Source organism: Mesorhizobium sp. M0152 (assembly GCF_040322415.1).
Lineage (GTDB): Bacteria > Pseudomonadota > Alphaproteobacteria > Rhizobiales > Rhizobiaceae > Mesorhizobium.
On the sequence record NZ_JAMYTH010000014.1, the window covers coordinates 43,681 to 69,513 of the forward strand.

22 protein-coding genes are annotated in these 25,833 nt (G+C 64.4%); 17 read left to right on the forward strand and 5 right to left on the reverse strand.

Translation table 11 applies throughout. The features are described from left to right. Positions 1-141 precede the first annotated feature (141 nt). Positions 142-2,271, forward strand: coding sequence for a GumC family protein (locus NKJ26_RS16215; RefSeq protein WP_352696165.1), 2,130 nt, complete (start codon positions 142-144; stop codon positions 2,269-2,271). A 1-nt stretch (position 2,272) separates the two neighbouring features. Further along, a complete protein-coding gene (locus NKJ26_RS16220) occupies positions 2,273-3,601 on the forward strand; it encodes a VpsF family polysaccharide biosynthesis protein (protein WP_352696166.1) in 1,329 nt (442 codons plus the stop codon). 33 nt (positions 3,602-3,634) lie between these two features. Here NKJ26_RS16220 and NKJ26_RS16225 read toward each other — a convergent pair whose 3' ends face one another. Continuing rightward, positions 3,635-4,912, reverse strand: a complete 1,278-nt coding sequence (locus NKJ26_RS16225) for a glycoside hydrolase family 5 protein (RefSeq protein WP_352696167.1) — start codon at positions 4,910-4,912, stop codon at positions 3,635-3,637. Further along, positions 4,909-6,078 carry a DUF1972 domain-containing protein gene (locus tag NKJ26_RS16230; RefSeq protein WP_352696168.1) on the reverse strand — a complete coding sequence of 390 codons (1,170 nt, stop codon included), beginning with the start codon at positions 6,076-6,078 and terminating at the stop codon, positions 4,909-4,911. The genes NKJ26_RS16225 and NKJ26_RS16230 overlap by 4 nt, the downstream gene beginning before the upstream one ends. Positions 6,079-6,506: 428 nt before the next feature. Here NKJ26_RS16230 and NKJ26_RS16235 point away from each other — a divergent pair, with 428 nt between their 5' ends. The 10 genes from NKJ26_RS16235 to NKJ26_RS16280 all read left to right on the forward strand — a co-directional run bounded on the left by NKJ26_RS16235 (position 6,507) and on the right by NKJ26_RS16280 (position 18,138). Next, complete coding sequence (locus tag NKJ26_RS16235; protein ID WP_352696223.1) at positions 6,507-7,676, forward strand: glycosyltransferase family 4 protein; 1,170 nt, start codon at positions 6,507-6,509, stop codon at positions 7,674-7,676. After that, positions 7,673-8,974, forward strand: a complete 1,302-nt coding sequence (locus NKJ26_RS16240) for a polysaccharide biosynthesis protein (protein WP_352696169.1) — start codon at positions 7,673-7,675, stop codon at positions 8,972-8,974. The genes NKJ26_RS16235 and NKJ26_RS16240 overlap by 4 nt, the downstream gene beginning before the upstream one ends. Next, complete coding sequence (locus NKJ26_RS16245) at positions 8,975-10,204, forward strand: GNAT family N-acetyltransferase (protein WP_352696170.1); 1,230 nt, start codon at positions 8,975-8,977, stop codon at positions 10,202-10,204. Positions 10,205-10,217: 13 nt separating this feature from the next. Beyond that, on the forward strand, positions 10,218-10,544 hold the full coding sequence (locus NKJ26_RS16250; RefSeq protein ID WP_352601636.1) for a hypothetical protein: 327 nt from the start codon (positions 10,218-10,220) through the stop codon (positions 10,542-10,544). Between the two features lie 84 nt (positions 10,545-10,628). Further along, positions 10,629-13,133: a DNA ligase D gene (gene ligD, locus NKJ26_RS16255; RefSeq protein ID WP_352696171.1), complete on the forward strand. Its 2,505-nt coding sequence runs from the start codon at positions 10,629-10,631 to the stop codon at positions 13,131-13,133. 226 nt (positions 13,134-13,359) lie between these two features. Further along, positions 13,360-14,265, forward strand: coding sequence for a non-homologous end joining protein Ku (gene ku / locus NKJ26_RS16260; protein ID WP_352696172.1), 906 nt, complete (start codon positions 13,360-13,362; stop codon positions 14,263-14,265). Next, positions 14,262-15,395: a tetratricopeptide repeat protein gene (locus tag NKJ26_RS16265; RefSeq protein ID WP_352696173.1), complete on the forward strand. Its 1,134-nt coding sequence runs from the start codon at positions 14,262-14,264 to the stop codon at positions 15,393-15,395. The genes ku and NKJ26_RS16265 overlap by 4 nt, the downstream gene beginning before the upstream one ends. A 46-nt stretch (positions 15,396-15,441) precedes the next feature. After that, positions 15,442-16,080, forward strand: a complete 639-nt coding sequence (locus NKJ26_RS16270) for an alpha/beta hydrolase family protein (RefSeq protein ID WP_352696174.1) — start codon at positions 15,442-15,444, stop codon at positions 16,078-16,080. Between the two features lie 285 nt (positions 16,081-16,365). Then, positions 16,366-17,136: an exodeoxyribonuclease III gene (locus NKJ26_RS16275; RefSeq protein ID WP_352696175.1), complete on the forward strand. Its 771-nt coding sequence runs from the start codon at positions 16,366-16,368 to the stop codon at positions 17,134-17,136. A gap of 699 nt (positions 17,137-17,835) precedes the next feature. Further along, a complete protein-coding gene (locus tag NKJ26_RS16280) occupies positions 17,836-18,138 on the forward strand; it encodes a DUF1236 domain-containing protein (protein ID WP_352601624.1) in 303 nt (100 codons plus the stop codon). A 109-nt stretch (positions 18,139-18,247) separates the two neighbouring features. Here the strand turns inward: NKJ26_RS16280 and yghU are convergent, their stop codons facing one another. Then, positions 18,248-19,114, reverse strand: coding sequence for a glutathione-dependent disulfide-bond oxidoreductase (yghU, locus tag NKJ26_RS16285; RefSeq protein WP_352696176.1), 867 nt, complete (start codon positions 19,112-19,114; stop codon positions 18,248-18,250). A 257-nt stretch (positions 19,115-19,371) separates the two neighbouring features. Here yghU and NKJ26_RS16290 point away from each other — a divergent pair, with 257 nt between their 5' ends. After that, complete coding sequence (locus NKJ26_RS16290; RefSeq protein WP_352696177.1) at positions 19,372-20,277, forward strand: S1C family serine protease; 906 nt, start codon at positions 19,372-19,374, stop codon at positions 20,275-20,277. A 16-nt stretch (positions 20,278-20,293) separates the two neighbouring features. After that, entirely contained in the window at positions 20,294-21,256 is a 963-nt protein-coding gene (locus NKJ26_RS16295; protein WP_352696178.1) for a LysR family transcriptional regulator, read from the forward strand. Positions 21,257-21,287: 31 nt separating this feature from the next. On the opposite strand, the gene NKJ26_RS16300 is transcribed toward NKJ26_RS16295, so the two are convergent. Further along, positions 21,288-21,692 carry a VOC family protein gene (locus NKJ26_RS16300; protein WP_352601618.1) on the reverse strand — a complete coding sequence of 135 codons (405 nt, stop codon included), beginning with the start codon at positions 21,690-21,692 and terminating at the stop codon, positions 21,288-21,290. Between the two features lie 114 nt (positions 21,693-21,806). On the opposite strand from NKJ26_RS16300, the gene NKJ26_RS16305 reads away from it, so the two are divergent. Further along, positions 21,807-22,289, forward strand: coding sequence for a MarR family winged helix-turn-helix transcriptional regulator (locus NKJ26_RS16305; RefSeq protein WP_352601616.1), 483 nt, complete (start codon positions 21,807-21,809; stop codon positions 22,287-22,289). A gap of 51 nt (positions 22,290-22,340) precedes the next feature. Here NKJ26_RS16305 and NKJ26_RS16310 read toward each other — a convergent pair whose 3' ends face one another. After that, positions 22,341-23,069 (reverse strand): SDR family oxidoreductase, encoded by a 729-nt coding sequence (locus tag NKJ26_RS16310; RefSeq protein WP_352696179.1) that lies wholly within the window; start codon positions 23,067-23,069, stop codon positions 22,341-22,343. A gap of 317 nt (positions 23,070-23,386) precedes the next feature. Between NKJ26_RS16310 and NKJ26_RS16315 the strand changes: the two genes are divergently transcribed. After that, entirely contained in the window at positions 23,387-23,986 is a 600-nt protein-coding gene (locus NKJ26_RS16315) for a YdeI/OmpD-associated family protein (RefSeq protein WP_352696180.1), read from the forward strand. Between the two features lie 201 nt (positions 23,987-24,187). Then, the gene (locus NKJ26_RS16320) at positions 24,188-25,810 is read left to right on the forward strand and encodes an ABC-F family ATP-binding cassette domain-containing protein (RefSeq protein ID WP_352601610.1); all 1,623 of its coding nucleotides are present in this window, start codon (positions 24,188-24,190) and stop codon (positions 25,808-25,810) included. The last annotated feature ends 23 nt before the right edge of the window (positions 25,811-25,833 follow it).

The following is a 25,833-nucleotide window of genomic DNA, read 5'->3' on the forward strand; positions in this document are numbered from 1 at the left end:
TCGCCCAGGCGCATTTCCAGGCAAACTCCGTGCCAAAAATGGAAAGAGCTCTCAACATAATTAACAGTGTTTTAACAGTTGAAGAATAGCTAGGTCAAAACTGCGATTTTCATCTTGCGGGCAGTGTTGTCGGAGCGGCCTTTGCAATCATCCCTGCTCTCGTTGCCGCAACAACACGCTCCGGAGGTGGCGCAATACGCCCCGGAAGTGGTGCCGACGGCGTCCTATGCGCCCTCGACAGTCGAGCTGGGCGACCTGAAGCGTATACTGGTGCGCCGTCGTTTCCTGATCTTCGCCACCACCGGGGTGCTGGCGCTTGCGGCGCTGCTCTATGGGCTGCTTACGCCGGCACTCTACAGCTCGGTGGCGGAAATCATCATCGATCCGCAGGACCTGCAGGTCGTCAGCAACGACGTCAATCCGAGCCGCGTCCCGCCTGACGGCGGCATCACCCAGGTGGAGAGCCAAGTCAGCGTCGTCCAGTCCACGGGCGTGCTGCTCAGGGCCATCGCTTCGACCAACCTGACCGAGGATCCGGAATTCAACGGGCAGGGCCTGCTGGGGCGTCTGCTCGGCGGAATGCTGGGCTCAGGATCGAGCGAAACCGACAAGACCGCCAAGACGCTCGATGCGTTGCGCGGGCGCCTGGCGGTAAAGCGGGCCGACAAGGTGCTGGTCATCGACGTGATCATCACCGCCAAGAGCGCCGCCAAGGCGGCGATGCTGGCCAATGCGATCGCGCAAGCCTATCTGGCCGACCAGGCGAGCGCGCGCGCGCAAGCCGCTACCGACGCCTCGAAGTCGATCACCGCGCGGCTGGACGAACAGCGCAAGCGCGTCCAGCAGGCCGAAAACGCCGTCGAAGCCTACAAGTCCGCCAACAACATGGTGATGACTGCGGGCAATCTGGTCAGCGACCAGGAACTCACCGAGATCAACACGCAATTGTCCGCGGCGCAGAGCCGTACCGCGGCGCTGAAGGCACAGGTCGACCAGCTGCGCAGGTCGGGCGGCGCGCCGGACGCGACCTCGGAAGCGATGCGCTCGTCGGTGATATCGAGCCTGCGGGCGCAGGAGGCGACGCTTGTCGACCACGTCTCGCAACTCGGCACGGAAATGGGGCCGCGCCACCCCTCGATGATCGCCGCGCAGCAGCAACTGCGTGACACGCGCCAGCTCATCGCGCGTGAACTCGGCCGCATCGCCACCGCCGCCGAGACCGACTACGAACGGGCCCTGGCCAACCAGCAGGCACTGGAGGCCAAGGTCGCGGGCATGAAGAGCAAGTCGCTCGACACAGACCAGGCCTCGGTACGACTGCGCGAATTGCAACGTGATCTCGAGGCGGTCCGCTCCGTCTACGCCACCTATCTGCAAAGGGCTCAGGAGACGCGCGAGCAGATCAATGTCGACAGCACCAATGCCCGTGTCATCTCCAATGCCATGCCCGCCTTGAAGAAAAGCTGGCCGCCACTGTCGCTGCTCCTGTTCGGCGCGATTTTCGGCGGGCTGGGGCTCGGCACCGGGCTGGCGCTGATCGCCGAATATTTGTCCCCGACGGTGCTTTCCAGCACGCAGATGCAGTCGGCGATCGACGCGCCGGTGCTGGGCGTGCTGCCGGCGCAAGCGGGCAGCCGCCGGCGCTGGTGGCCTTTCGCCCGCGCGGCCGTTCCTACCACCCAGAAGATGGATGCCGTCGCCGGGCTGGCGCTCAGGCGCATATCCTCCTCCAGCCGGCGTCCGCCGAACTGGCCGTTGGTGCCGTCGATCCTGGTGACGTCGCCGCCCGACGACGCGGTACAGCGCGGCAAGGTGGCAAGGCTACTTGCCAATGCCGCAGCCGCCAGAGGCAGCCGCGTCCTGTTCGTCGACACCAATGCCGGCAGCGGCCAGAAGGAGCCGCAGCCCGGCCTGCTCGACGTGCTGCGCGGCGAATACACATTCGAGGCGCTCAGCCACTACACGGCCGGCAGCAATGTCGCGCTTCTGGGCAGCGGCCGGCCAAAGGCGGTCTTCCCGGAGGCGCAGGGCGTCTATTTCGCGCAGCATATGCTGGCCCAGGCGAGCCGCAATTTCGACCTCGTCATCGTTGACGGCGGCGCGCTGGTCGACAATCTCAACGCCTCGCCGTTGGTCGCCATGGCGGACGAGATCGTGCTGGTCGCCACGTTGAACTCGACGCCGATGCGTGATGTCGCGGCCACCTCGCAGGCCATCTCGGTCATGGGGCGGTTGCCGACCGGCGCCTTGCTGGTCGACGAGGCGGCCTGACATGGCCGCCGTCCGGCCCGTCAATCCGGCAGCCGGCTGGGCCGCGCCGGGTCAAGCCGCCGCATCCCGCGCCGGCGGTTCCGTCGATTGGGTGACCCGCTTCGGGCTGGTCATCATGGTGGCGGTGCTGTTCGCTGTTTCCGGCGGCATGCTGTGGCTGGTGGGCTACAATTACGACGGCCTGCTCGGCAGTCCGGCCACCAAGATCCATCCGTCGACCTATCTCCTGGTGCTGGTGTTTGCCTGGCGCTCATGCACGTTCGGCAATCCCGTCGGCTATATGGTGGCGGTCGCCGACCGGCGGCCTGCCAGCGCGCTGATGGCGGCCATCTCGATCGTGCTCCTGGTGGTGGTCGTCGTCAGGCAACGCCCAGGCATGGCGGGCATGGTCGATACGTTCGTGGCGGCGGCGCTGCTGGTGCTGATGCTGGCCGAGGACGACGAACGGACCTTCGCGCGGCTGCAGACGGTCGTTCACGCGGTGATGTCGGCGAATGCGCTGCTGGCGCTGTTCGAGTTCGCGACCAAGACGCTGGTGTTTCCCTACCGGCTCGACGGCGAGGTTTTCACCGACCTGCGCTCCACCGCCCTTCAGGGCCATCCGCTGGCCAATGCCACGATCACTGCGGTCTATGTGCTGGCGCTGCTCTCCGGCTCACGGTCGCTGTCGATGCCGCTGCGGCTTGGGCTGATCGGCCTGCAAACCGCGGCACTGGTGTCCTTCGGCGGACGCTCGGCCATGGTGACGACGCTCGTGCTCGGCGGCGTCTATCTGCTTTTCAGCGGCGTGGCCTATCTGCGGCATGGACGCGTCAGCGTGCTGGGTGCGGCCCTTGCGGTCTTGCTCGCCACGCTGCTGCCGGTGGCGGTCGCCGCTCTCTTTTCCTACGGCTTCTTCGACGCGCTGCTGGAACGCTTCGTGTCCGACAGCGGCAGCGCCAATGCCCGCGTCGAAATGTTCGAACTCTTCAAGAATCTGGGATTGCCCGACCTGATCGTGGGGCCCGATATCGATCTGATCGAAACCCTGCGCCGCATCAACGGCCTGGAACAAGGCATCGAGAACCCGATCATCCGCATGGTGCTCTATCAGGGCGCCTTCTTTACCCTGCTGATGCTGTTCGGCTTCGCACTATTCATGCACGAGGTGGCACGCCGCTGCCATCCCGGCATCTGGCTGCCCATGCTGGGCTGGCTGATCCTGCTCAACACCTCCGAAAGCCTCGCCTCCAAGACGACGCTGCTGACCAAATTCGTGGTGCTGGCACTGGTGCTGTACCGGCCGGCGCGGGCAGTGTCGCGGCAACGGATGCAAGTGGCGCGCGCATAGCACTGATCCAGAGGGACCGCCGGCCGAAGGCGTCTATTCCGGCATCTCCAGCCCAAGCGCGTCGACGATCGCGGGGTCCAGCGCATGCGTGGTGTCGTCCATCATGCCCATGCCGTCGAACAGATTCCAGAACGCCCAGGGAAAGCCGGAGGCCTCGGCGCTCTGCCTGACGTCGGCGATGTAGCGGGCGCGGTCCGGATTGGGCGCGGCGACGTAGCGGGCGTCGGTGCGCAGCGCACCGAACTCGCCCAACATAATGCGTTCCGGCGCGATGCCATGCGCATCCCCCCAGTCGCGAACCTGGCGAATGTATTTGTCGACGAACCAGCGGTCGGGCTGGGCGTCGAAATAGACCTTCAGCACGCGCTCGGTTTCCGCGTAGGCGGCTTTCTTGGTCGCTTTGGAGATTTCGGTGTCCTCAGCCATACGTGCCCTGACGGACGCCAGCGTCGCATCGAGGGAACCGGCGGAAGCCGGCCATGGCACATTGTTGAGCGAGCGATAGACGGGTTCGTGCATCCAGGGGGCACCTTGATGGCTGAACAAATAAGGCTCGTAGAAGTGGAAGGTGAATAGGATCGGCGCGAAGCGCGAAAGCGGCGCCGGATCGAGCGCGGCGAGTCCGCTCACCATCGAGCCGCAGCCGCCGGTCACGACCAGCGGCAAGGTTGCGTTCGATCTCCTGGCCGCGGTCAGAAGCGCTGCCTGGACCTGCGACCAGACTTCTGAACCGCAGGCCTGCGATGGCTCGTTAACCGGCTCCAGTGCCACCATGCCTGATGTAAATCGCTCCAGCCTGCCTGCGAGTTCGCCGACCAGTCCGCAATAGAGGTCGAAGGCCGGTGCGGCGGTGCTGGAGATCATGCGGTCGGGATTCCAGTAATGGGTTGCTGCATTGGCCTGCACGTTGACGATGATGGCTAGATCCGCGTCGAGGGCTGCCGCGACGGCAGCGTCGAGCATGTCCAGCAATTGGCCGCGCGTGGCGGCATCGGCGGCAAGGAAAGGCCCGGGATCGACTGGCAGCCGGATGAAATCGAGCCCAGTGGAGCGTAGCCGACGGAGGTCCTCCAATGTCGGCACCGGCCGATCGGACTGGAATGGCGGCCAATCATAATCAGTGCGCGGTGCCGGGAATTCGCGCGTCAGCGAGAACCAAGGCCAGGCATTGACACCGCGGTGGAAGCGCCATCCGCCATTAGCGGAAAAGGCGGGCGATACGGCCGGAAGGGAGCCAAGCATTGTCGCGGTGGGCACCGCGGCTGTCGACAGCGCTGCCTTGAGAAGCCGCCGTCGGGACCAGCCGGTCATACGGAACCGGGCGACGGGTGGTCGATCGCTGCCGGCTCGGCGGCGGTGACACCGAGAAGCCGATAGGCTTCCTTTTCGTAGGCAAGCAGGACGTCTTCCCAACGGAAGGCTTCGCGAGCCCGCGTCCTGGCCGCATCGCCGCAGGCTTCGACCAGCGCGTCATCATCCAGCGCCTGCCGCATCCGCGCCGCGCAACTCTGCCTGTCGGAAAAATAGATGGCGGCGGCGCCCGCGGTCCACCTGTTATAGGGATTGTCGTGCGCGATCACCATGTTGCCGGCGGCCAGCGCCTCGACCAGCGAGGGATTGGTGCCGCCGACCGTGTGGCCATGCAGATACGCCCGGGCATGATACCGGAGTGCTTTGACGGTCGCCTGATCGTAAATAGCGCCCGGCAGCACCACCGATCCGTTCGCTGCCTTGCGGACGGCGACGTGGTAGGGGATTTCATCGGAAAGCGTGCCCAGCACCACCAGCTTCATGTCGCGCTCGCGGCTGCAGAAGGCCTCGACGATCGGCAGGATGTTGTTGTCGGGCTCGATGCGGGCGATCGAGATCAGGTATTTTCCGGGCTCCAACCCGAGCGCCCGCACCGGCCCTTCCGGCGCCGACGTCACCGGATCGGCGCCATAGGCGATGGTGGCGATGGCGCTGCGCGGCCGGCGCGTCGCCAGATGATCCGCGATGACGGGATGATCCGCGACCAGGCGATGCGAGGCCCAGGCGCCGATCCATTCGTTGAGCCAGAACCATGTGCGCGCCGCCAGGCCCCATTTCGGGCGGCGCCACTCGATGCCGTCCATATTGGTAATGACCTTGCGCCGCATCAACCTGAGCCAGATCAGGAACACTGCGCCATTGTAGCCAAGCACGAGACAGAGGCCCGGCCGCCGGGCGGCGTCGCGCACGCATTGCCAGTCGAATTCCAGTGTCGCGCGCGGGCCTTTCGAGGCCACCTGGACGTGAATGAGGTCGATGCCGCGCCAGGTGTCGCTGCGCACCCTCTGATCGACCCGCGCGACCTCCTCCTGGCAGTAGACGCCGACTTTCCAGCCGCGCCCGACGAGGAAAAGCGCCAGCTTCTCGGCAAAAGTCTCGAAGCCGCCATGGGCCGCGGGGATGCCGCGCGTTCCCAGGATCAGGATGGAAGGCCTTTCCGGTTTCATGGCCGTTGACGCTTTCAGGTCCGCTCGACTGCAATGCGAGGTTGCTTCATCTCAAAACCGCAACGTTGCGTGCACGTCAGGCTCGATCCCCGCCACCATTGCACCGGGATGTAAAATATTTCTTCCAAACGCCGGGTCTGTTTCACCATCGGTCAACTATCCCAGCGTAGGTGTATCGAAAAGAGGCATTGACCGGGTCTGGCGACCGGTAGACGAAGAAATCAGGCCCGGCATGATCCTTGCTCATGGCTTCTTTGCGCCGGAACTGGCGGATAGCGTGCAGCATTGATGTTGACCCGGGTTCCAACTTCCATCTCATGACCGTACCGGCAAACTAATGAAGTCCAGGGCGACTTGATGCCACCGATCGCTGATACCGTCAGGCAGCGGGATCGCCAAACCGCCCTGGCAGAAAGATGCATGTGAAGATGCGGATTGCTTGCGTGCATCAGGGCTACGAACTCTATGGCTCCGATCGGAGCTTCGCGGAAAGCGTCGCCGCATTGCGCGCCGCGTTTCCGTCCGCCGACATCGAAGTGGTCTTGCCGCGTGGCGGGCCGATCGTGCAGATCCTCGAACCGCATGCGAGCCGCATCGTCTTCGAACCGCTGTGGGTGTTGCGCCGCCAGGCCATTCTGCGCCTCGCAACCGTCGAGATGGCGCGGCTGCCGGTGGCGGTGTGGCGGGCATGGCGACGCCTGCGCGACCGCGACCTCGTCTATGTCAACACCTCGATCGTCGCCGACTACGCGCTGGCCGCGCGCCTTCTCCCGCATAAAGCCGTGCTGCACATCCACGAAATTCCCGAGGGCGCGATGCGCAGGGTGCTGGTCGGCCTGATGCGCTGGAGCCATGCGGATCTCATCTTCAACTCGCGCGCTACGCGTGCCGCGTTCGGCGATCCCAAATCCGCGCGCTCCCATGTCGTCTATAACGGCGTTGCCGGTCCGGCGGCGGCCGAACCGATGACGTATGACGGCAAGCGTCCGCTGCGGGTGCTGCTGCTTGGCCGCGTCAACAGGATCAAGGGCCAGGAGGTGCTGCTGGAGGCGATCGCCGCGATGCCGGCGGAGTTGCGCTCGAGGGTCGAGGTGCGGCTGGTCGGCGGCGCCTTCGAAAGCCCCGAGCGCGAGCGCGCCCTGGCCGAACTGGTCGAGAGCATGGGCCTCGCCGCGCAAGTCAGCGTGTTGCCCTTCGTGCCGGATCCCTCGGCGCATTACCGCTGGGCCGACATCGTCGCCGTGCCGTCGCGGCGTCCAGAATCGCTTGGCCGCGTCGCCATCGAGGCGATGGCCTATGGCCGCCCGCCGCTGGTGTCGGCGATCGGCGGGCTGGTCGAGGTGGTGAGCGACGGCGAGACCGGGTGGCAAGTTCCGCCCGGCGACCCCGCCGCCCTTAGCGAAAAATTGCGCGAGATCATGCTGCGGCCGGACAGCTGGCGCGGTTTTGCCGCCGCCGGGCGCACGCGCTACGAAGCGATCTTCAGCGAGCCGGTTGCGGCGGCGGCGATCGCCGCGATCGCCGCCGACAAGCTGAAAGCGACCATGGCGAGGCCCGGCAGGCGGGCAACCGCCCGTCAGGCGGAGACCCGGCCGTGAAATTCCCGGTCCATCTGATGCGGCGCCTCGTGCTGATGATCGGCGGGGAGGCGATGCAGAGCGGTTTTCACTTTGCCCTCAACATCGCGCTGCTGCACCTGCTGTCGGCACAAGGCTACGGTCTCTTTGCAATCGGCATGGTGATGGGCGGCGTCGGCCTGTCCTACATCCGGTCGCTCACCGCCGTGCCCGCCTCGATATGGATGGGCAAGAGCACCAACAGCGCCGGCGTCGATGCCCATGACGTGGCCTTCGGGTCGGCGGCGCTGGTGGTGGCGCTGCTGATGGCCGTCGGCACGGCGATCCTGATGCATCTGCTGGGCGATCCGAGCGGCATCGCCGCTGCCGGCTTCGTCGGCGCATGGTCGCTGCGCAGCCATATGCGCACGGCATTCTTCGCTCGCCGTCAGCAGGTAGTCGTGTCCATCAGCGACGCCGCTTTTACAATCGTCGGCACTGTCCTGACCGGGCTGGCGATCTGGTTGACCCAGGATGCGCTGCAGACCGTGTTCTATGCACTGGCCGCCGCCAATCTATTCGGCATTGCCGTTCTGGCCCGGCTGGCGCGCCGCACGCTTCGCATCAGCTTCCGCCTGCCGACACGCCGCCGCTACACCAGGCTCTGGCCGCAGCTGCGCTGGTCGGCGTTCAGCGCGACCACAACCAACATCCAGGGCCAATGCCTGGCCCTGCTGGTCGCGGGCATTGCCGGACCCGCTGCTTACGCACCGCTGGCGGCGGTCCTCGTGCTGTTTGCCCCGTTGCGCATCATCACCCTTGCTCTCTTCAACATGACGCAGCCGGAACTGGCGAAGCTGATGCGCAACAACGAAACAAGCCGTGTCTGGGCGCAGGCGAAGATCTGGTCGCTGGTCATGGGGCTCGGCGGCCTCGTCTATGGATGCGCCATCCTGTTCGTCTTGCCGATGATAAAATCCCAGGCTCTCCAGGATGCCTCGGTCGGGTTCATCGGGCTTTTCGTGATGGCGAATTTTATCCCGGTCATGCTTTATGTCATGCCCCGCATCGTCCTTGAGATCCTCGGCGATTTCCGGACCGTCGCGTTCATCACGATGGGTGGCGCGGTCGTTGGGCTGGCGCTGATCGCGATCCTGCTGGCAATCGCGTCTCCGCCGTGGTCGCTGCTGGGGTCCGCGGTCTCCGAGATCTTCGTGCTCGTGGCCTCGTGGTATTTCGCGCATCACCGCATATGGAACGTCGAGCACCCGGACGAGCAGCGCGACAGCTGGTTGGGCTCGTGGCGGCGGGCGGTTCCGTTCGCAGCGGCGAAACGATAGGTGCGGGATGTCGCGGGCCAGGCGTTACGGGTTGCCACGGTGACCGGTTTGCCCGGCGGTCAGGTCTCCCATTCTGTCGGCGTCGCCGCGAGCGGCGCTTACACGGCGCGATTGCACACAAGCCTTGAAAGCGCCAGGCCATTCTGGCTTCGCTGCCAGACGGAAGGCGTGTGCACCGCGCACCAGGCCTATGAATGGGTCGAGGGAATCGCAAAGCGGCTGATGCCCCAAGGTGCCGAACTGCTCGTCGTCGAGGTGAGGGACGCCGCCACGGACGAGCCCGTCATGCTGCTGCCGCTGATGCGGCGCCGGGCTTTCGGCCACACGGTCATCGAATGGCTGAGCTGCGGCGTCTGCGATTACTCGGCGCCGCTGCTGGCGGACAGGCACGATTGGTCCAGGCAAAGTGCTGAGGCTGCGTGGGCGGCTGTGCGCACCGCGCTGCCGCCGGCCGACCGCATCCACATCACCGGCATTCCACGCCAGATATGCGGCATCGACAATCCGCTTGCCTTGCTCTCGGCGGCGCGCAATTCCAACCAGATCACCTCCGGTCTGGCCATGCACGGCGAACCCGAGACGCTTATCAAGCGGATCTGCAAGCCGTCCTTCGCCAAGGCCTTCCACAGGCACTGCCGCAGTTTCCAGCAGATTGGCCGCCTCGATCTGGTCGAGGCCGATACGTCGGCGCTGATGGAGGAACTTTTCGACACGCTGCTCGAACTCAGGCTGAAGCGCTTTCGGGACCTTGGGCGTTTCGACCTGCTGACGCGGGCGCCGGTCGTCGGTTTCTATCGCGGCGCGGCGCTCCAGGGCCTGTCCGACGGGTCGGTGCGGCTGTTCGGGCTGCGCGTCGGCGAAGCCTGGCTCGCGGTCATTTACGTGCTGGTCAGGAAAGGCACGCTTCATGGCCTCCTGCTCGGGATCGACCAGAATGCGGTCAACAACGCTTCACCGGGCCTGACGACGTTCGGCAAGCTGATGATATGGGGGCGCGGGCATGGGTTCGACTATTTCGACCTGTCGGTCGGCAGCCAGGGCTACAAGGAACATATCGGAGCCGCGAGTTCGGTGCTGGCCGAGCTGTGCGAGGCGATGACGCTGCGGGGCAGGGGCGCCAACGCCTGTATTTCGCTACGCGGCCGGACCGAGCTTTTCGTGCGCTCCAGGCCGCGGCTGCTCAAGGCCGGCCAAGGCTTCATGCGCCGCCTGCGGCGGTTGAAGTCGTGAGGGGTGGCTTGCGATGCGAAAATTGACAGGACAGCGCGTCTCCGTCATCCTTGAGCCCAGTCGCCAGGCTGCGGGAACGGCCGCGTTGCGTGTCAGGGCGACAGAGGGCAGCGTCATGGTCAGTCCCGTCATAGGCCAGAATTCCAAGCGCGCCGCGGTGCGCAAGGCGCTCGACCGCCACAAGGTCTACATCACCGCGCAGGGTTTTTCGGACGGCGCCTACCGGGCCCGCGTGCTGGTCGACGGCGAGGCCTATTGGGTCGACGAATTCCGGCTCGCCCAGCTACAGCAGGGCCTGTCGCCGGACGACCTCGAGCTGACGCCCGCGACCGACGATTGAGATTCAGGAAGAGCACGGCCAACCACAACGTGTGCGGAGGAACGAGGCGCTTCTTACTTGCTGCCGTGCGCTGCGATCCTTGACATGCCAGCCCCTTCCAAGCTCAAAACCTATCGCGCCAAGCGCAAATTCACCAAGACGCCGGAGCCCGCCGGCGGGCTGGTCGCCGGCGGCGGCAACCGCTTCGTCGTCCACAAGCATCACGCCACGGCAGATCACTACGATCTGCGCCTGCAGGTCGGCGATGTCCTGAAGAGCTGGGCGGTGCCGCGCGGGCCTTCGCTCAATCCGGCCGATAAGCGGCTGGCGGTCGAGACCGAGGATCATCCGCTCGAATATATCGACTTCGAGGGGGTCATCCCCGAAGGTGAATATGGCGGCGGGCCGATGATCGTCTGGGATAACGGCACCTGGGCGCCGATGGACGATGTCGAGAAGAGCCTGCGCACCGGCGCCTTCAAATTCCGGCTGGCCGGCGAGAAGCTCAATGGCGGCTGGATGCTGACCAGGCTGAAGCCGAAGCCCGGCGAGGACGCGGAAAAGAAGAACTGGCTGCTGTTCAAGGAGCGCGACCTTGCTGCCGACACGTCGCTGAACATCCTCGAAGCGCGGCCGGAAAGCGTAAAATCCGGATTGCGAATCGAGGAACTGGCTGCGGCCGCGAAGCCTGTCGCCAGGACCGCGCCGAAGCCGGGTTCGCTGAAGCCCGGTACGCTGCCGGGCGCCGTCAAGGCGCCGGCACTCAGCCGTATCGAGCCGCAACTGGCGACGCAGGTGCCGAAACCGCCGGGTGGCGAGGACCCGGGCGACCGGACGGGCGAGGCTTGGCTGCATGAAATAAAGTTCGACGGCTACCGCACCATGGCGCATCTCTCCGACGGCGAGGTGCGGCTGATCACCCGCGGCGGCATCGATTGGACGAAGCGCTATGGCGACCTGCCGCACGCCTTCGCCAAACTGCCGTGCCGAGAGGCCATCATCGACGGCGAGATCGTCGTGCTCGACGGCAAGGGCATTTCCCGTTTCGCGCTCCTCCAGGATGCGCTGGCCGAGGGCGCCGGCAGCAAGCTGCATTTCTATGCCTTCGATCTCTTGCATCTCGACGGCTGGGACCTGACCAGGACGCCGCTCGTCCGGCGCAAGGCGCTGCTTGCCGAGTTGCTCGCCGGACTCGGGGCGAACTCCGCCATCCAGTTTTCCGATCATGTCGAAGGCTCGGGGCAGGGGCTTTACGAGCAAGCGACGGAACTCGGCCTGGAAGGCGTGGTCTCCAAGCGGGCGACCGCGATCTACCAGAGCGGCCGCAGCAAAAGCTGGACCAAGACCAAGGCGCTGCAAAACGGCGATTTCATCATTGCCGGCTACACCACGTCGGACGCTGCCGAGGGGCTCGCCGCGCTTGGGCTTGCCGAGTTCGAGGACGGCGAGCTGCATTATCGCGGCAAGGTCGGCACCGGGTTCGACGCCGAGACCGCCGCCGAACTGCTGGCCCGGCTGGAGCCGCTCACATCGGGCGCCACGGCACCCGAAGGCGTGCCGCGCGAAATCATGCGCGAGATGAATTGGGTCAAGCCGCTGTTTTCGGCTCATATCCACTACGCCAACCGGACGGCGGATAATGCGCTGCGCCATGCAGTGTTTCGCGGCCTGCGCGATGTCGGCCTGTCGACGCCGGTCTCACCCCAGCGCAAGCGGCTGATCTCGGAGGCGGACCTCGCCACCATCTGGGTGACCAACCCGACGCGGCGGCTGTTCGGCAAGACAGGACCGACCAAGCTCGACATCGCCGTCTACTACGCGCTGGTCGGCGACTTCATGCTGCCGCACATTCTCGGCCGCCCGGTGTCGCTGGTGCGCTGCCCGACCGGCCTGCCGAAGGACTGTTTCTTCCAGCGCCACGCCTTCACCGGCATGCCGCCCTCGGTGGTGACCTTCGAGGCGACCAATTCCGAGGGCGAGACCAAATCCTACCTCTCGGTCGAAGGCGCCAAGGGTTTTCTGGCGCTGGCGCAGTTCGGCGTCGTCGAGTTCCACACCTGGGGTACCCATCGCACCAATCTCGACAGACCGGACCAGATCGTCTTCGATCTCGATCCGGGCGAGGGCATTTCGTGGCGCGAAGTGGTCGAGGCCGCGGTTCATATCAAAAGCGAGCTGGAGGGGCTGGGGCTGGTACCGTTCGCCAAGACCTCGGGCGGCAACGGCATCCACATCACGGTGCCGGTGATGCGCAAACAGAACTGGAAGAAGCTGCACCAGGCGACCAGCGCGATCTCAACGCATCTGGCGGCGACGGCGCCCGATACCTTCACCACCACCATGGGCAAGGACAACCGCAAGCGGCGTATCTTCATCGATTATCACCGCAACGCGCGCGGTCACACGTCCGCAGCGCCATACTCTTTGCGCGCCCGCACCAATCTGCCGGCTTCGACACCAGTGAGCTGGGCGGATCTGGAATTGATCGATGTACCGCAGGATTTGAACTATTCCTCGCTGCCGGGATTGCTGGCGACCTCGGGCGATCCCTGGGCGGAGATCGAAGAATTCGCGCGGGATTTGCCGGTGGTATCGGAAACGCGGAGGTAGTCGGAGAACGAGGACCGCCGCTGTCCCGCTTGCGTCTAAATTCCAACTCCATCGACGCTTCCAACAATTTGAATTATTCTCCTTGGGCGGCCCTTCCGGCGCCCAAAACATTTCGTCAGGGATTTGCCTGTAAAGTGCTGGGTCGGTGTAGGATTTGCGCAGCCTTGTTCGTCCTTCGGACGAAAGCGCTGCGATAGTTCAGTGCATGGCCGCGTAGGAGTTCATCATGGCGCCCAGGGCAAGTTGGAAAGGTTACCTCAAACTCAGTCTGGTGAGCTGTCCGGTGCGGTTATATCCCGCCACCAGCGCCAGCGAACGCATCTCGTTCAACCAGCTGCACAAGAAGACCCACAACCGCATCAACATGAAGCCGGTCGACCCCGAACTCGGGCTGGTCGAGCGTGCGGATCTGGTCAAGGGGTACGAATACGAGGACAAGCAGTACATCATCATCGATGACGCCGACCTCGACGCGGTGCGTATCGAATCCAACCACACGATGAATATCGAGGCCTTCGTCGACGAGGACGAGGTCGATGTCATCTACCAAGACGCGCCCTATTACCTGGCGCCGGATGGCGCCATGGCGGAGGAGACCTTCGCCGTGCTGCGCGAAGCGATGCGCAAGTCCGGCAAGCTGGCGATCGCGCGGCTTGTCCTGTCCAGCCGCGAGCGGGTGGTGACGATCGGCGCGCGCGAGAACGGTATGTTCGTGTGCACGTTGAGGAATCCGAACGAAGTGCGTAGCACAGCTGAATATTTCGGCAACATCCCCGCCGGCAATCCCGACCCGGAAATGCTTGAATTAGCCGAAGCTCTGATCAAGCAGAAGGAAACCACCTTCGATCCGAAGAACTACGAGGACCGCTACGAGATCGCGCTGATGGGGATGATTCGCGAGAAGCTGAAGGGCCATAAGCCGATCATCGCGGCGGCGCCCGAGCGCGGCAACGTCATCAATCTGATGGATGCGCTGAAGGCGAGCCTTTCGCAGTCGAAGCCGCCGGCCAAGTCGAAGAGCAAGGCCGACGAGGCCGCCAAACCCGCCGCCAAGAAGGCGGCAGCGGGCGGTGCGGCTGAAAATCCGCTGAAGGCCAATCTGCTCAAGGCGGTCGGCAAGAGCAAGAAATGACGGCACAAGCCCGCGCTGTCTTCGGCACCATCGGCGCGCTGGCGGCGTTTCCGCTCAGGCTTGCCGCGCGCGAGGTCGAGCGCCAGCACGGCCAATTGCGGCGCGGCGTCACCAGGCGCACCACGCATGTCGTGTTCGGGCGCGGTTTGCTGGTCAAGGCCGGGCTCGCCAAGGCGGGCCTGACCAAGAACGGCGATGTCGAGATCGAGCGCCGCGTGTCCGCCGCGCGCGCCGCCGGGCACAAGCTGATCAGCGAGAACGGTTTTCTGCGCCTGCTCGGACTGATGAAGACGCCGGAGGCGTCCTCGCTGTCACGGCAATCGCTGATCGACCAATCGCGGCTATCCGGCGCCGACCTCGACCTGTTGTCGCTGTTCGACGCCTTCGAGCATGACGGCGAACCCTATTCCTTCCGCGACCTGATCCTGGCGCGCAAATATGCGGGCCTGCTGGCCGGCGGCGCCACCTGGGGCGCGATCGCGCGTTCCGTCCACCGCTCCGGGCCTGTGGCTTCGCTGACAGCCAAGTCGCTCAATGTCGGCTCCCAACACGGGCGGCCCGACGCGATCTATCTCGAAAGCGGCCAGAGCGAGCTGGACGGGCAGTTGCTTTTCGATTTGGGCGCGGCGGGTGCAGCAGGCGACGAAACGCTGGAAGAATTGTTCACCGAGGCCGAAGCGGCGGAGGAGGGCGGCGACCATGACGCGGCCGCCGCGCTCTACCAGCGCTGCCTCGCCATCGATCCAAGCGATGCCATCGCCGCCTTCAACCGCGCCAACTGCCTGCGCGCCGGCGGCCACGCGGCTGATGCCGCGCACGATTATATCAGTGCCATAAAACTCGACCCGGCCTTCGTCGAAGCCTGGTTCAACCTCGCCGGGCTGATGAGCGAGCAAGGCCGCGATGCCTCGGCACGCAGGCACTTGCAGAGGGCGATCGCCCTCGACGGCAACTATGCCGACCCGGTGTTCAATCTCGCCAGGCTCGAATTCGACGCCGGCAATTTGCCCGAGGCGCGGCGACTGTGGGCGCGCTATCTCGAGCTGGATGCGGAATCCGAATGGGCTGGGGTCGCGGCCAAGGGGATACAGTTCGTCGATTTGCAGCTAGCGCGGAAGTCGGCGGGGTGAGGGCAATGGTCGCGCTTGAACACGGCCTTTGTAGGAAGGCCGCCCCATGACCACCTTCCTCTTCGACGGCGACGACACCGCCCCCGTCACCATCCTGCTCGCGCATGGCGCGGGGGCGCCGATGGATTCGGCGTCGATGACCACCACCGCCAAGGCTCTTGCCGCCGCCGGCTTCCAGGTCGCGCGCTTCGAATTCCACTATATGGCGGCCCGCCGCTACGGCCACCGCAAGCCGCCGCCGCGGGCCGAAACGGTGAACCCGGAATACATCAAGGCGATCGCCGACCTCAGGGCGAAGGGCGTGACCGGAAAGCTCATCATCGGCGGCAAGTCGATGGGCGGGCGCGTTGCTTCCATGGTGGCGGACGAGATGTTCGCCAAGGGCGAGATTTCGGGGCTGGTCTGCCTCGGCTATCCCTTCCATCCGCCCGGCAAGCCCGAGCAGTTGCGGACAAAGCATCTGGCGGGTCTCAAAACGCCAACGCTGATCTTCCAAGGCACGCGCGACGAGTTCGGCACCAGGGATGAGGTGGCGGGTTACGGGCTGTCCGATGCGATCGAGATCATTTGGTTGGAGGATGGCGACCACGACCTCAAGCCGCGCAAGAGCATTTCGGGATTTTCGACGGCCGATCACCTGAAGACGCTGGCGGAGACGGTGAAGGCTTGGGTGGAGAGGGTTTAGGGCGCGTGCGCCCGGCATTCTTTTCGGCTGTCGGCGCTGCCCCTCATCTGGCTGCCGCCATCTTCTCCCCGTAAACGGGGCGAAGGACGCTCTCGTCGCCGGTTTCGCCAATCGCCAAAGGTGCAGAAATGGCACGGCGATGCGGCCAGCTCCCTTCTCCCCGTCGCTATACGGGGAGAAGATGCCGGCAGGCAGATGAGGGGCAGCGCCGACATTGGCCTTTGGCCCGGCATCGCATTCAACCCCACTTGCGATGGGCTTCGCCTTCCTGCTTCATATTCCTCAATGAAGATCGCTTCCTTCAACATCAACAACATCAACAGCCGGCTGGACAACCTGCTGGCGTGGCTGGCCGAGGCAAAACCGGATGTCGTCTGCCTGCAGGAGCTGAAGGCGCGCGATACGCAGTTTCCGCGCTCGGCGCTGGCGGCAGCCGGCTACGGCGCGGTGTGGAAGGGCGAGCCGACCTGGAACGGAGTAGCCATCCTGGCGCGCGGTTCGGAACCGGTGCCGACCCGCGATGTCCTGCCCGGCGACGAGGCCGACAAGCAGAGCCGCTATATCGAGGCAGCGGTGAACGGCATCGTCATCGCTTGCCTCTATGCGCCGAACGGCAATCCGCAGCCCGGGCCGAAATTCGCCTACAAGCTGGCCTGGCACGAGCGGCTGGAAGCGCATGCCGAGCAGCTGCTCGACACCGGCCTGCCAGTGGTGCTGGCCGGCGACTACAACATCGTGCCCGAGCCGCGTGACATCTATGTCACCCGGTCCTATGACGACAACGCGCTTGTGCAGCCGGAAAGCCGGGCTTCCTTCGCCCGGCTGATCGAGCAGGGCTGGACGGATGCGCTGCGCAAGAAACATCCGACGGAAACGCTCTACACATTCTGGGACTACCGCCGGAACCGTTGGCCGCGCGATGCCGGCTTGCGGCTCGACCACATATTGCTGTCGAAGGCGCTGGCGCGGCGCCTGACCGCCGCCGGCATCGACCGCGACGTGCGTGGTGAGGACGGCGCCAGCGACCATGCGCCGGTCTGGGTGGAGATAGGCTAGCGGCGATTGATTGCGAGCTATCCGCTTTGTTGTTCCGGGCAAGAGCAGGAAACGAAACGGACCGAGCCCTATGAGGCTTGATGTCAACGGCGGTCGCAGCAGAGGACCTTGTCCATTCCCCCTGTTGGACCAAGGTCTTGTGTGTCGTGCGCAAAGGTCCGAGGGGCCCCGTTCGGTTCCGGCAATGTCCCTTGGACGTTCCGCTATTTTAGCCAATTAACATATATGACGGGGCGCGCCATCGGGTTGCTGGAGCGGGCAAAAACATGATGGCCAGCGGCGGCAGGCATGACGGAATTTACGGACCGCGAGGTGGGGCCAATCCAGATCCGGCAAACGGCCCGGCGGCTTCTCGCGGCTCCTGGCGAGCAACTGGAACGAGGTTGCGCGCCGTACGTTAGTTTTGCCTAAAGCAATGGGGTCGAGCGCCTTTGTGAGGCGGTGGTGTCCTGTGACCATTATCCAGCGATAGACTGGAAAATAAGCGTTACGCCGAGATTAGATTAAGCTCCACGCCTCGCGCCAAATATCGGCGATTTCCGAGCATATACGTCACGGCATTTCAAAATTCAGAATAACAAAAAGAAACCGATCGGTTGATTTCACGATTTATTTTTCCAAAATTTGCGGTGGAACCTCGGACGGGCGATGGAGTTTTCCATGGAGGGCGGATTGTCGATAACCACAATGGAGGTTGTTGTGAAACATTATCTTTCGGGTGCGGCGGCTGTGGTCGTCCTTATGGGCGGCATTGGCGCGGCTCTGGCGGAAGACGTCGTCGTGGTCCAGCCGGAACAGGAGACGGTCGTTCGCCAATACGTCGAAAGGGAGCCGCTGGCGTCGGTCAACCTTCTGGGCGTCGAACTCAAGCTCGGCTCCTCTGTACCGGACACGGTCGAATTGCGCGAGGTGCCAGACGTCAGATACCGCGTCGCGGTGATCAACCACCAGACGGTTCTGGTCGACCCCGACACCCGCCAGATTGTCGAGGTCCTGCACTGATCCGGGCGGGCAGCGGACCGCAATGTCGGGCCGCGTCTGGAAAAAGCCCGTCACGACCTGGTGGCCGTGACGGGCTTTCGCATATTCTGAGGGCTCTGGCGCCTGCCGGTTATTCGGCCGCCAGTCGGTCCTGCGTTTTCGTGTCGAAATCGCTGGCGTCGTGGCGCTCGTGCAGTTGCATGGCCGGTTCGCCGAAGGCGCGGTTGACCATGCGGCCATGCTTGACCGCCGGGCGTGCGTCGATCGCCTGCGCCCAGCGCTGCACGTGTTCGTATTCGTGCACCGACAGGAACGTGGCGGAATCATTGTACATGCGGCCGAGCGCCAGGCCGCCATACCAGGGCCAGACAGCCATATCGGCGATGCTGTAGTCGGCGCCGCCGAGATATTCGGTTTCGGCCAGCCTGCGGTCGAGCACGTCCAGCTGGCGCTTGGTCTCCATGGCGAAACGGTCGATGGCGTATTCGATTTTTTCCGGCGCATAGGCGTAGAAATGGCCGAAGCCGCCGCCCAGATACGGCGCCGAGCCCATCTGCCAGAACAGCCAGGACAGGACTTCCGCGCGCGCCGGCTGTTCGGCCGGCAAGAATTCGCCGAATTTTTCGGCGAGGTAGACGAGGATCGAGCCGGATTCGAAGATACGCACGGGCGTCTTGCCGCTGCGGTCCATCAGGGCCGGAATCTTGGAGTTGGGATTGACCTCGACGAAGCCGCTGCCGAACTGGTCGCCATCGTTGATCCTGATCAGCCAGGCATCGTATTCGGCGTCCTGGTGGCCACGAGCCAGAAGCTCTTCCAGCATCACGGTCACCTTGACGCCGTTCGGCGTCGCCAGCGAATAGAGCTGCAGCGGGTGCTTGCCGACCGGCAATTCCTTGTCATGCGTCGGCCCGGCGATCGGCCGGTTTATGCTGGCGAAGGTGCCGCCATTCGCCTTGTTCCAGGTCCATACTTTCGGCGGGGTGTATTGGGTCATCTCAAGGTCTCGTCTTCTGGGCGGGGGTTGAGGCGGTTCCGGCTACAGCTAGGGCTGCAACGGAGAAAGTTCAACTTACGTTGAACTATTATCAATGCAAGCGCGGCTGCTTGCCCTGCCTGGCATTTCTCGCCGTGTGGTGACGGTGGAATGGGGGCTGGGCTGATATTGGCAATTGGACTTGTTCTCGACCCTTGCGCCTGCCCCTTCGTGGCATACCTATAGAGATGTCACCCAAGCCCACCCAGGACGAAAGCATGGCGATCAATCCCAATCCACGTTCGGTCGTTGCCGTGCGCGCCACTGTTCCCGACGATGCCTTCACCGCCGGTGCGCTTGGCACGCTCAGGGAAGGCAGCGGTGTCGTCATCCGCGACGACGGGCTGGTCTTGACCATCGGCTATCTCATCACCGAGGCTGAGGAGGTCTGGTTGACCAGCCATGACGGCCGCATCATCCCCGCGCACGCGCTGGCCTATGACCAGGAATCGGGCTTCGGCCTGGTCCAGGCGCTGGCGCCGCTCGGCTTGCCGGCCGTGGCGCTCGGCGACGCCGGCAAGGCCAAGATCGGCGACGCGGTCGTGCTTGCCGACGGCATCGGCCAATCGGTGCAGGCGCGGATCGTCACCAAGCAGGAATTCGCCGGTTATTGGGAATATCTGCTCGAGGAAGCGATCTTCATCGCGCCCGCGCACCCGTCCTGGGGCGGTGCGCCGCTGTTCGGCGCCGATGGCGCGTTGCTCGGCATCGGCTCGCTGCGCCTGCAGATGAGCCGCGCCGGCGAGGTTGCCGACATCAATATGGTGGTGCCGATCGATCTGTTGCCGCCCATTCTCGACGACCTGCTGACACGCGGCCAGGTGGCCAAGCCGCCGCGTCCGTGGCTCGGCGCCCTGTCGGCCGAAAGCGATGGCAAGGTGGTGGTGATGAGCGTGACCGAAGGCGGTCCGGCGGCAAAGGCAGGCTTGCGCGAAGGCGACGTCATCTCCGAGGTCCGCGACGGCGCGGTCGACGGGCTCGCCGACTTCTATCGCAAGCTGTGGGACAGCGGCTCGGCCGGCGCCGAAATCCCGATGCGCGTGGTGCGCGACGGCCGCGAGACCTGGCTGCGCGTCAAGTCGGCGGACCGCGGCAGTTTTCTCAAGAAGCCGCAGCTGCAATAAGCGGGTCAGCCAGCGGATGCATCCCAGATTGCTCAAGACCTTTCTCGCGGTGGCGCGAAGCCGCAATATCACGCGCGCCGCCGAGGCGGTGCATCTTGTCCAGTCGAGTGTCAGCGACCAGATCCAGTCGCTCGAGGCCGAACTCGGTGCTGCCCTGTTCATGCGCTTGAGGACCGGGCTGGAGCTGACCCCGGCGGGGATGGCACTAAAGCCGATCGCCGAAGAGTTATTGCGGCTCGATGGCGAGGCGCGCGCGGCGGTGCTGCTGGCTGCCGGGCAGACGAGCGGAACGCTGACCATCGGCGCTCTGGAAACCATCGCCTCGGCCCGGCTGGCGCCTTGGCTGCCGGGGTTCCAGGCCGGCCATCCCGACATCGCCGTACACATGAAGGTGGCCGACAGCGGTACGCTGCTGCGGCTGCTGGAAGACGCCGATATAGACGTCGCCTTCTGCTTCGAACATCGCGATGGCGCGAAAAGCGCCGCCGATGAACGCCTGGCCAGGCGCACGATCTTGGACGAACCGCTGCTGCTGGTCGCGGCTCCGGGGCAGGGCACCGTGCCATGCGACCTCGCAGCCCTTGCCGCGCTGCGCTTCGTGGCGACGGAGCCTGGATGTATCTACCGGCACATGTTTGACACCGCTTTTGCCGAAGCGGGTATTGCGGCGCCCAGGCTTGCGGCCGAAGTCGGCAGCATCGGCACCATTGCCCGGCTGGTCGCAGCCGGCGCCGGGCTCGGCCTCGTTCCACGCCTTGCCGTCAGCGATGCGCTCGAACGTGGCGAACTCATCGAGTTGCCGTGGCCCGGCCGGTCGCAGACGGCGCCGCTGGCGATGATCTGGCGGCGGCGGCGCGTCCAGCTGCCGGCGCTCCGGCAATTGCTCTCCGCCGCGCGCGACACGCTGGCGCCGGCTTCGCGAGACCCTCGAACCGGTTCAGGATTTGAACCGGCGACCCGATCCAACGCCTTGTTCTAACTAGTCGCGCTCATTGGGTAGCCTTCTATGTTCAGGCGTTCGCCATTGGGTTCATCCATACGATTTCCCAAACATAGCCATCCGGGTCTTCAATGTGGCGGTTGTACATGAAGCCAAGGTCCTGTGCCGGGTTGGGATCGGCGCGACCGCCCGCCGCAACCGCGCTCGTCAGTGTTGCATCGACGGCATCGCGGTCGTCGACAGTGAGAGCGATCATTGCCTGGCTGTCGCGCCGCGCGTCGCCGATGGGGCGCGTCGTGAATTCGCGGTAGTGGTCATGGGTCAGCAGCATCACCCCGATCGTGTCCGAGAACATGAGCGAGGTGGATTTCTCGCCCGAAAACTGCGGGTTCACGGTGCCACCTAGCGCCACGTAGAACCTGGTAGACGCCGACAGGTTCCGAACAGGCAGGTTCACGAAAATCATTTTGGACATCTATTTTTCCTTCTCCAGGGATATAGGGATATGCGCTGCGCTACTGTCTTCCTGCAATGTTAGTAGCTGCCGTATATCTTAATAGCAAGATACATTTTGTCGAGGAATATCTGCATGGATCGTGCCGAGGCCGCAGCTAAGGAATGGGCCCGCGAGCGCCCCGATCTTCCACTGTTGCCCGTTGAGACGGTCGGTCGTCTGCTTGATGCCGCAGCGCGTGTGATCCGCGATCACATGAACCCGCTGCTCAAAGAAGCAGGCCTGAATGTAGGTGAGTTTGATGTGCTCACGCCGCTCAGGCGCGCCGGTGAACCCTATGTGCTTTCTCCTACTCAGCTTTACGAATCGGCAATGATCTCCTCGGCCGGCATGACGAGTCGCCTGGACCGCCTGGAGCGCGCAGGGCTGGTTGAACGACGCCCCCATCCTAACGACCGGCGCGGTAAGCAAATTGCGCTAACGACCGGCGGCAAGCGCGCGATAGACGATTTGATCGGTCCAATGGCGGCGCTAGAAGAGCAATTGATCTCCGTGCTGACGCCGGCGGAGCAGGAAGCTCTTAACGCTCTGCTGAAGAAATTGCTCACCGGCCTGTAGGTGGTCCACGTCAGGAGTCAGCTCTTCCTCTGAAACAATGAGTCCTGACCCCTAAACCAGGCGATGGCCGCCTTCGACATGCAGCGTCGTTCCCGTGGTAAAACCGTTGCCGATCAGGAAGAAAATGGCGTCGGCGATGTCGTCGGGTTGACCGATCCGCCCGACCGGCAGTCGCTCGGCCATCGCGCCAAGCGTCTCGTCCTTCCTGTTGCCGGCGACCTGCGTCCAGATATCCGTGTCGACCCAGCCGGGGGACACTGCGTTGACGCGGAGCGGCGCCAGTTCCACCGCCAGCGCCCGCACCAGCCCCTCGATCGCCGCGTTGACAGCGGCGACGACGGAGCCGCGCGCGGCCGGCCTGTAGGCGGCGATGCCGGAGACGAGGCTTATCGAACCGGTGACGCCAAGCCGGGGCGCGCCATGCTTTGCAAGCAGCAGCGGGCCGTAGAGCTTGCTCTCCACCACCCGTTGCGCTGCCTTGAGGTCAAGTTCCGGCAACAGCCGATAGGCGCCTTCAATGTCGGCCGCGGTGCTGACGATGTGATCGAGCCCGCCGATCCGCGCAAAAAATGCCGCGACCTCGTCCTCCCGCGCGATGTCGATAGTGGCCAACTCCAGGCCGGCCGGATTGCCCAACGCCTCGCGCGCCTGCCGTAGCCGGCCCTCGCTGCGCCCGGCGATGACAACCTTGGCGCCAGCCTCGACGCAACGCCGCGCCAGGGTGAAGCCCATGCCGGAACCGCCGCCGACGATCAGGATTTTCTGGTTTGAAATGTTCATACCCGCTCTGCCTTCGTTTGTTCGGACAAGGGCAGGGGATTGGCGGTTTGGCGCGGCAAAGGGAAACGGAAGAAACCGATGACACCATCGGCAATGCCGATTGGTGGCCGGTACCAGTGGACTGTCCCACACCAAAACAGGGCTTTCAGCTCGGCTAAGCGCTCCGGGCCAAGTTCTGTGGCAGAGGGCATTTCCGCTGCTGGCGGAAATTGACGGAAAATCATGCCAAGATGGCTGGCCGATGACGACGGCCATGATGCTGGAGGCAAGACGACGATGGCACGAGCGACGACCGCACTCGACGGACAGGCCGACTGATGGCGCCGGTCAAGGTCGATCCCGACAAGATTCGGGAATTCCCCGACGCGGCCAGCTTCTACTCCTGGCTCGACAAGCACCACTGCACGGAAACCGAGGTCTGGATCAAGGTGCACAAGGTGGGCTCGGGACTGATGTCGATCACGCCGAAGGAAGCCATCGACGTGGTGCTGTGCTTCGGCTGGATCGATGGGGTGCGCAAGGGCCTGGACGACAGGAGCTTTCTGCAGCGCTACACGCCGCGCGGCAGGAAGAGCATCTGGAGCCAGATCAACATCGACAATGTCGCGCGGCTGATCGAAGAGGGCCGCATGACCGAGCATGGGCTGAAACAGGTCGAGGCGGCCAAGGCCGACGGGCGCTGGGAGCGCGCCTACGGCAGCGGCAAGGTCATGAAAATCCCCGACGATTTGCAGGCGGCGATCGACACTGAGCCGGCGGCGAAGGAGATGCTGGGCAAGCTTAGCGCGCAAAACCGGTTCGCGCTCGCCTTCCGCACCCACAACATGAAGACCGAGGCCGGCCGCAGGAAGAAGATCGAGACCTTCGTCGCCATGCTGAAGCGCGGCGAGACGATCCATCCGCAGGGCAAGAAGTAGGTGGCGCCTGCCGGCTTCCCGCGGTGCGAGCGGAGATGTCGCTGGGTGCGCCGGCGCTTGAACGCCCCCTCTGCCCTGCCGGCCATCTCCTCCACAAGGGGGAAGATCGGCCGCATGCGGCGCTTGCGCCTCTTCCTCTGGCGCCTGCCATCGCGTATGGCCCGGGGAAATTCTCCCAAGTTCCAATTACCCGGAAACCGCATGATCAGACTTGAAAGCATCAGCAAGCAGAATGGCCGCCAGCTTGTCTTCATCGAAGCGTCGGCGGCGCTGCAGAAAGGCGAGAAGGTCGGCCTGGTCGGGCCCAACGGCGCCGGCAAGACGACGCTGTTTCGCATGATAACCGGGCAGGAGCAGCCCGACGAGGGCCAAGTGCAGGTCGATCGCGGCGTCACCATCGGCTATTTCAGCCAGGATGTCGGCGACATGTCGGGCCACAGCGCCGTCGCCGAGGTGATGAACGGCGCCGGGCCGGTGAGCGACGTGGCGGCCGAAATGGCGGAACTCGAGGCTGCCATGGCCGATCCCGAGCAGGCCGACCGGATGGACGAGATCATCGAGAAATACGGCGAGGCGCAGCACCGTTTCGAGGAGCTTGACGGCTACGCGCTCGACGGCCGGGCGCGGGAAGTGCTGGACGGTCTGGGCTTCAGCCAGGAAATGATGGACGGCGATGTCGGAAAGCTGTCGGGCGGCTGGAAGATGCGCGTGGCGTTGGCCCGCATTCTTCTCATGCGCCCCGATGTCATGCTGCTCGACGAGCCGAGCAACCATCTGGATCTCGAAAGCCTGATCTGGCTGGAGCAGTTCCTGAAGGGCTATGACGGCGCTCTGCTGATGACCTCGCACGACCGCGAGTTCATGAACCGCATCGTCAACAAGGTGGTCGAAATCGACGCCGGTTCGCTGACCGGTTATTCCGGCAATTACGAATTCTACCAGCAGCAGCGCGCGATCGCCGACAAGCAGCAGCAGGCGCAGTTCGAACGCCAGCAGGCGATGCTGGCCAAGGAAATCGCCTTCATCGAGCGCTTCAAGGCGCGCGCTTCGCATGCGGCACAAGTACAGAGCCGGGTGAAGAAGCTCGACAAGATTGACCGCGTCGAACCGCCCAAGCGCCGCCAGATCGTCAATTTCGAGTTCCAGCCCGCACCGCGCTGCGGCGAGGATGTCGTGACGCTGAAGAACGTCCACAAGGGCTATGGCAGCCGCACCATCTATGAGGGGCTGGACTTCCAGGTCCGTCGCCGCGAGCGCTGGTGCATCATGGGCGTTAACGGTGCCGGCAAGTCGACGCTGCTGAAGCTGGTGGCGGGCGCTTCCGAGCCCGACAATGGCACTGTAGCGCGGGGGCCGAGCGTCAAGATGGGCTATTTCGCCCAGCACGCCATGGAACTCCTGGAGGGCGAGCGCACCGTGTTCCAGACGCTGGAGGACAATTTCCCGCAGGCCGGCCAGGCGCCGTTGCGGGCGCTTGCCGGCTGCTTCGGCTTTTCCGGCGACGAGATCGAGAAGAAGTGCCGGGTGCTGTCAGGCGGCGAGAAGGCGCGGCTGGTAATGGCGCTGATGCTGTTCGATCCGCCTAATTTGCTGGTGCTGGACGAGCCGACCAACCATCTGGACATCGCCACCAAGGAGATGCTGATCGCGGCGCTGTCGCAATATGAAGGCACAATGCTGTTCGTCTCGCACGACCGGCACTTTTTGGCGGCGCTCTCGAACCGCGTGCTGGAGCTGACGCCGGAAGGCATCCACACCTATGGCGGCGGCTATACGGAGTATGTCGAGCGCACGGGGCAGGAAGCGCCGGGGCTACGGAGTTAGGGGACGGTTGGGAAAGGCGTCGG

Coding starts and splice junctions, on each gene's coding strand:
- NKJ26_RS16270 (WP_352696174.1), top strand. CDS start 15,442: ATGACCACCTTCCTCTTCGACGGCGACGACACCGCCCCCGTCACCATC.
- NKJ26_RS16290 (WP_352696177.1), top strand. CDS start 19,372: ATGGCGATCAATCCCAATCCACGTTCGGTCGTTGCCGTGCGCGCCACT.
- NKJ26_RS16300 (WP_352601618.1), bottom strand. CDS start 21,692: ATGTCCAAAATGATTTTCGTGAACCTGCCTGTTCGGAACCTGTCGGCG.
- NKJ26_RS16275 (WP_352696175.1), top strand. CDS start 16,366: ATGAAGATCGCTTCCTTCAACATCAACAACATCAACAGCCGGCTGGAC.
- yghU (WP_352696176.1), bottom strand. CDS start 19,114: ATGACCCAATACACCCCGCCGAAAGTATGGACCTGGAACAAGGCGAAT.
- NKJ26_RS16230 (WP_352696168.1), bottom strand. CDS start 6,078: ATGAAACCGGAAAGGCCTTCCATCCTGATCCTGGGAACGCGCGGCATC.
- NKJ26_RS16295 (WP_352696178.1), top strand. CDS start 20,294: ATGCATCCCAGATTGCTCAAGACCTTTCTCGCGGTGGCGCGAAGCCGC.
- NKJ26_RS16220 (WP_352696166.1), top strand. CDS start 2,273: ATGGCCGCCGTCCGGCCCGTCAATCCGGCAGCCGGCTGGGCCGCGCCG.
- NKJ26_RS16310 (WP_352696179.1), bottom strand. CDS start 23,069: ATGAACATTTCAAACCAGAAAATCCTGATCGTCGGCGGCGGTTCCGGC.
- NKJ26_RS16305 (WP_352601616.1), top strand. CDS start 21,807: ATGGATCGTGCCGAGGCCGCAGCTAAGGAATGGGCCCGCGAGCGCCCC.
- ku (WP_352696172.1), top strand. CDS start 13,360: ATGGCGCCCAGGGCAAGTTGGAAAGGTTACCTCAAACTCAGTCTGGTG.
- NKJ26_RS16225 (WP_352696167.1), bottom strand. CDS start 4,912: ATGACCGGCTGGTCCCGACGGCGGCTTCTCAAGGCAGCGCTGTCGACA.
- ligD (WP_352696171.1), top strand. CDS start 10,629: ATGCCAGCCCCTTCCAAGCTCAAAACCTATCGCGCCAAGCGCAAATTC.
- NKJ26_RS16315 (WP_352696180.1), top strand. CDS start 23,387: ATGGCGCCGGTCAAGGTCGATCCCGACAAGATTCGGGAATTCCCCGAC.
- NKJ26_RS16250 (WP_352601636.1), top strand. CDS start 10,218: ATGCGAAAATTGACAGGACAGCGCGTCTCCGTCATCCTTGAGCCCAGT.
- NKJ26_RS16320 (WP_352601610.1), top strand. CDS start 24,188: ATGATCAGACTTGAAAGCATCAGCAAGCAGAATGGCCGCCAGCTTGTC.
- NKJ26_RS16265 (WP_352696173.1), top strand. CDS start 14,262: ATGACGGCACAAGCCCGCGCTGTCTTCGGCACCATCGGCGCGCTGGCG.
- NKJ26_RS16235 (WP_352696223.1), top strand. CDS start 6,507: ATGCGGATTGCTTGCGTGCATCAGGGCTACGAACTCTATGGCTCCGAT.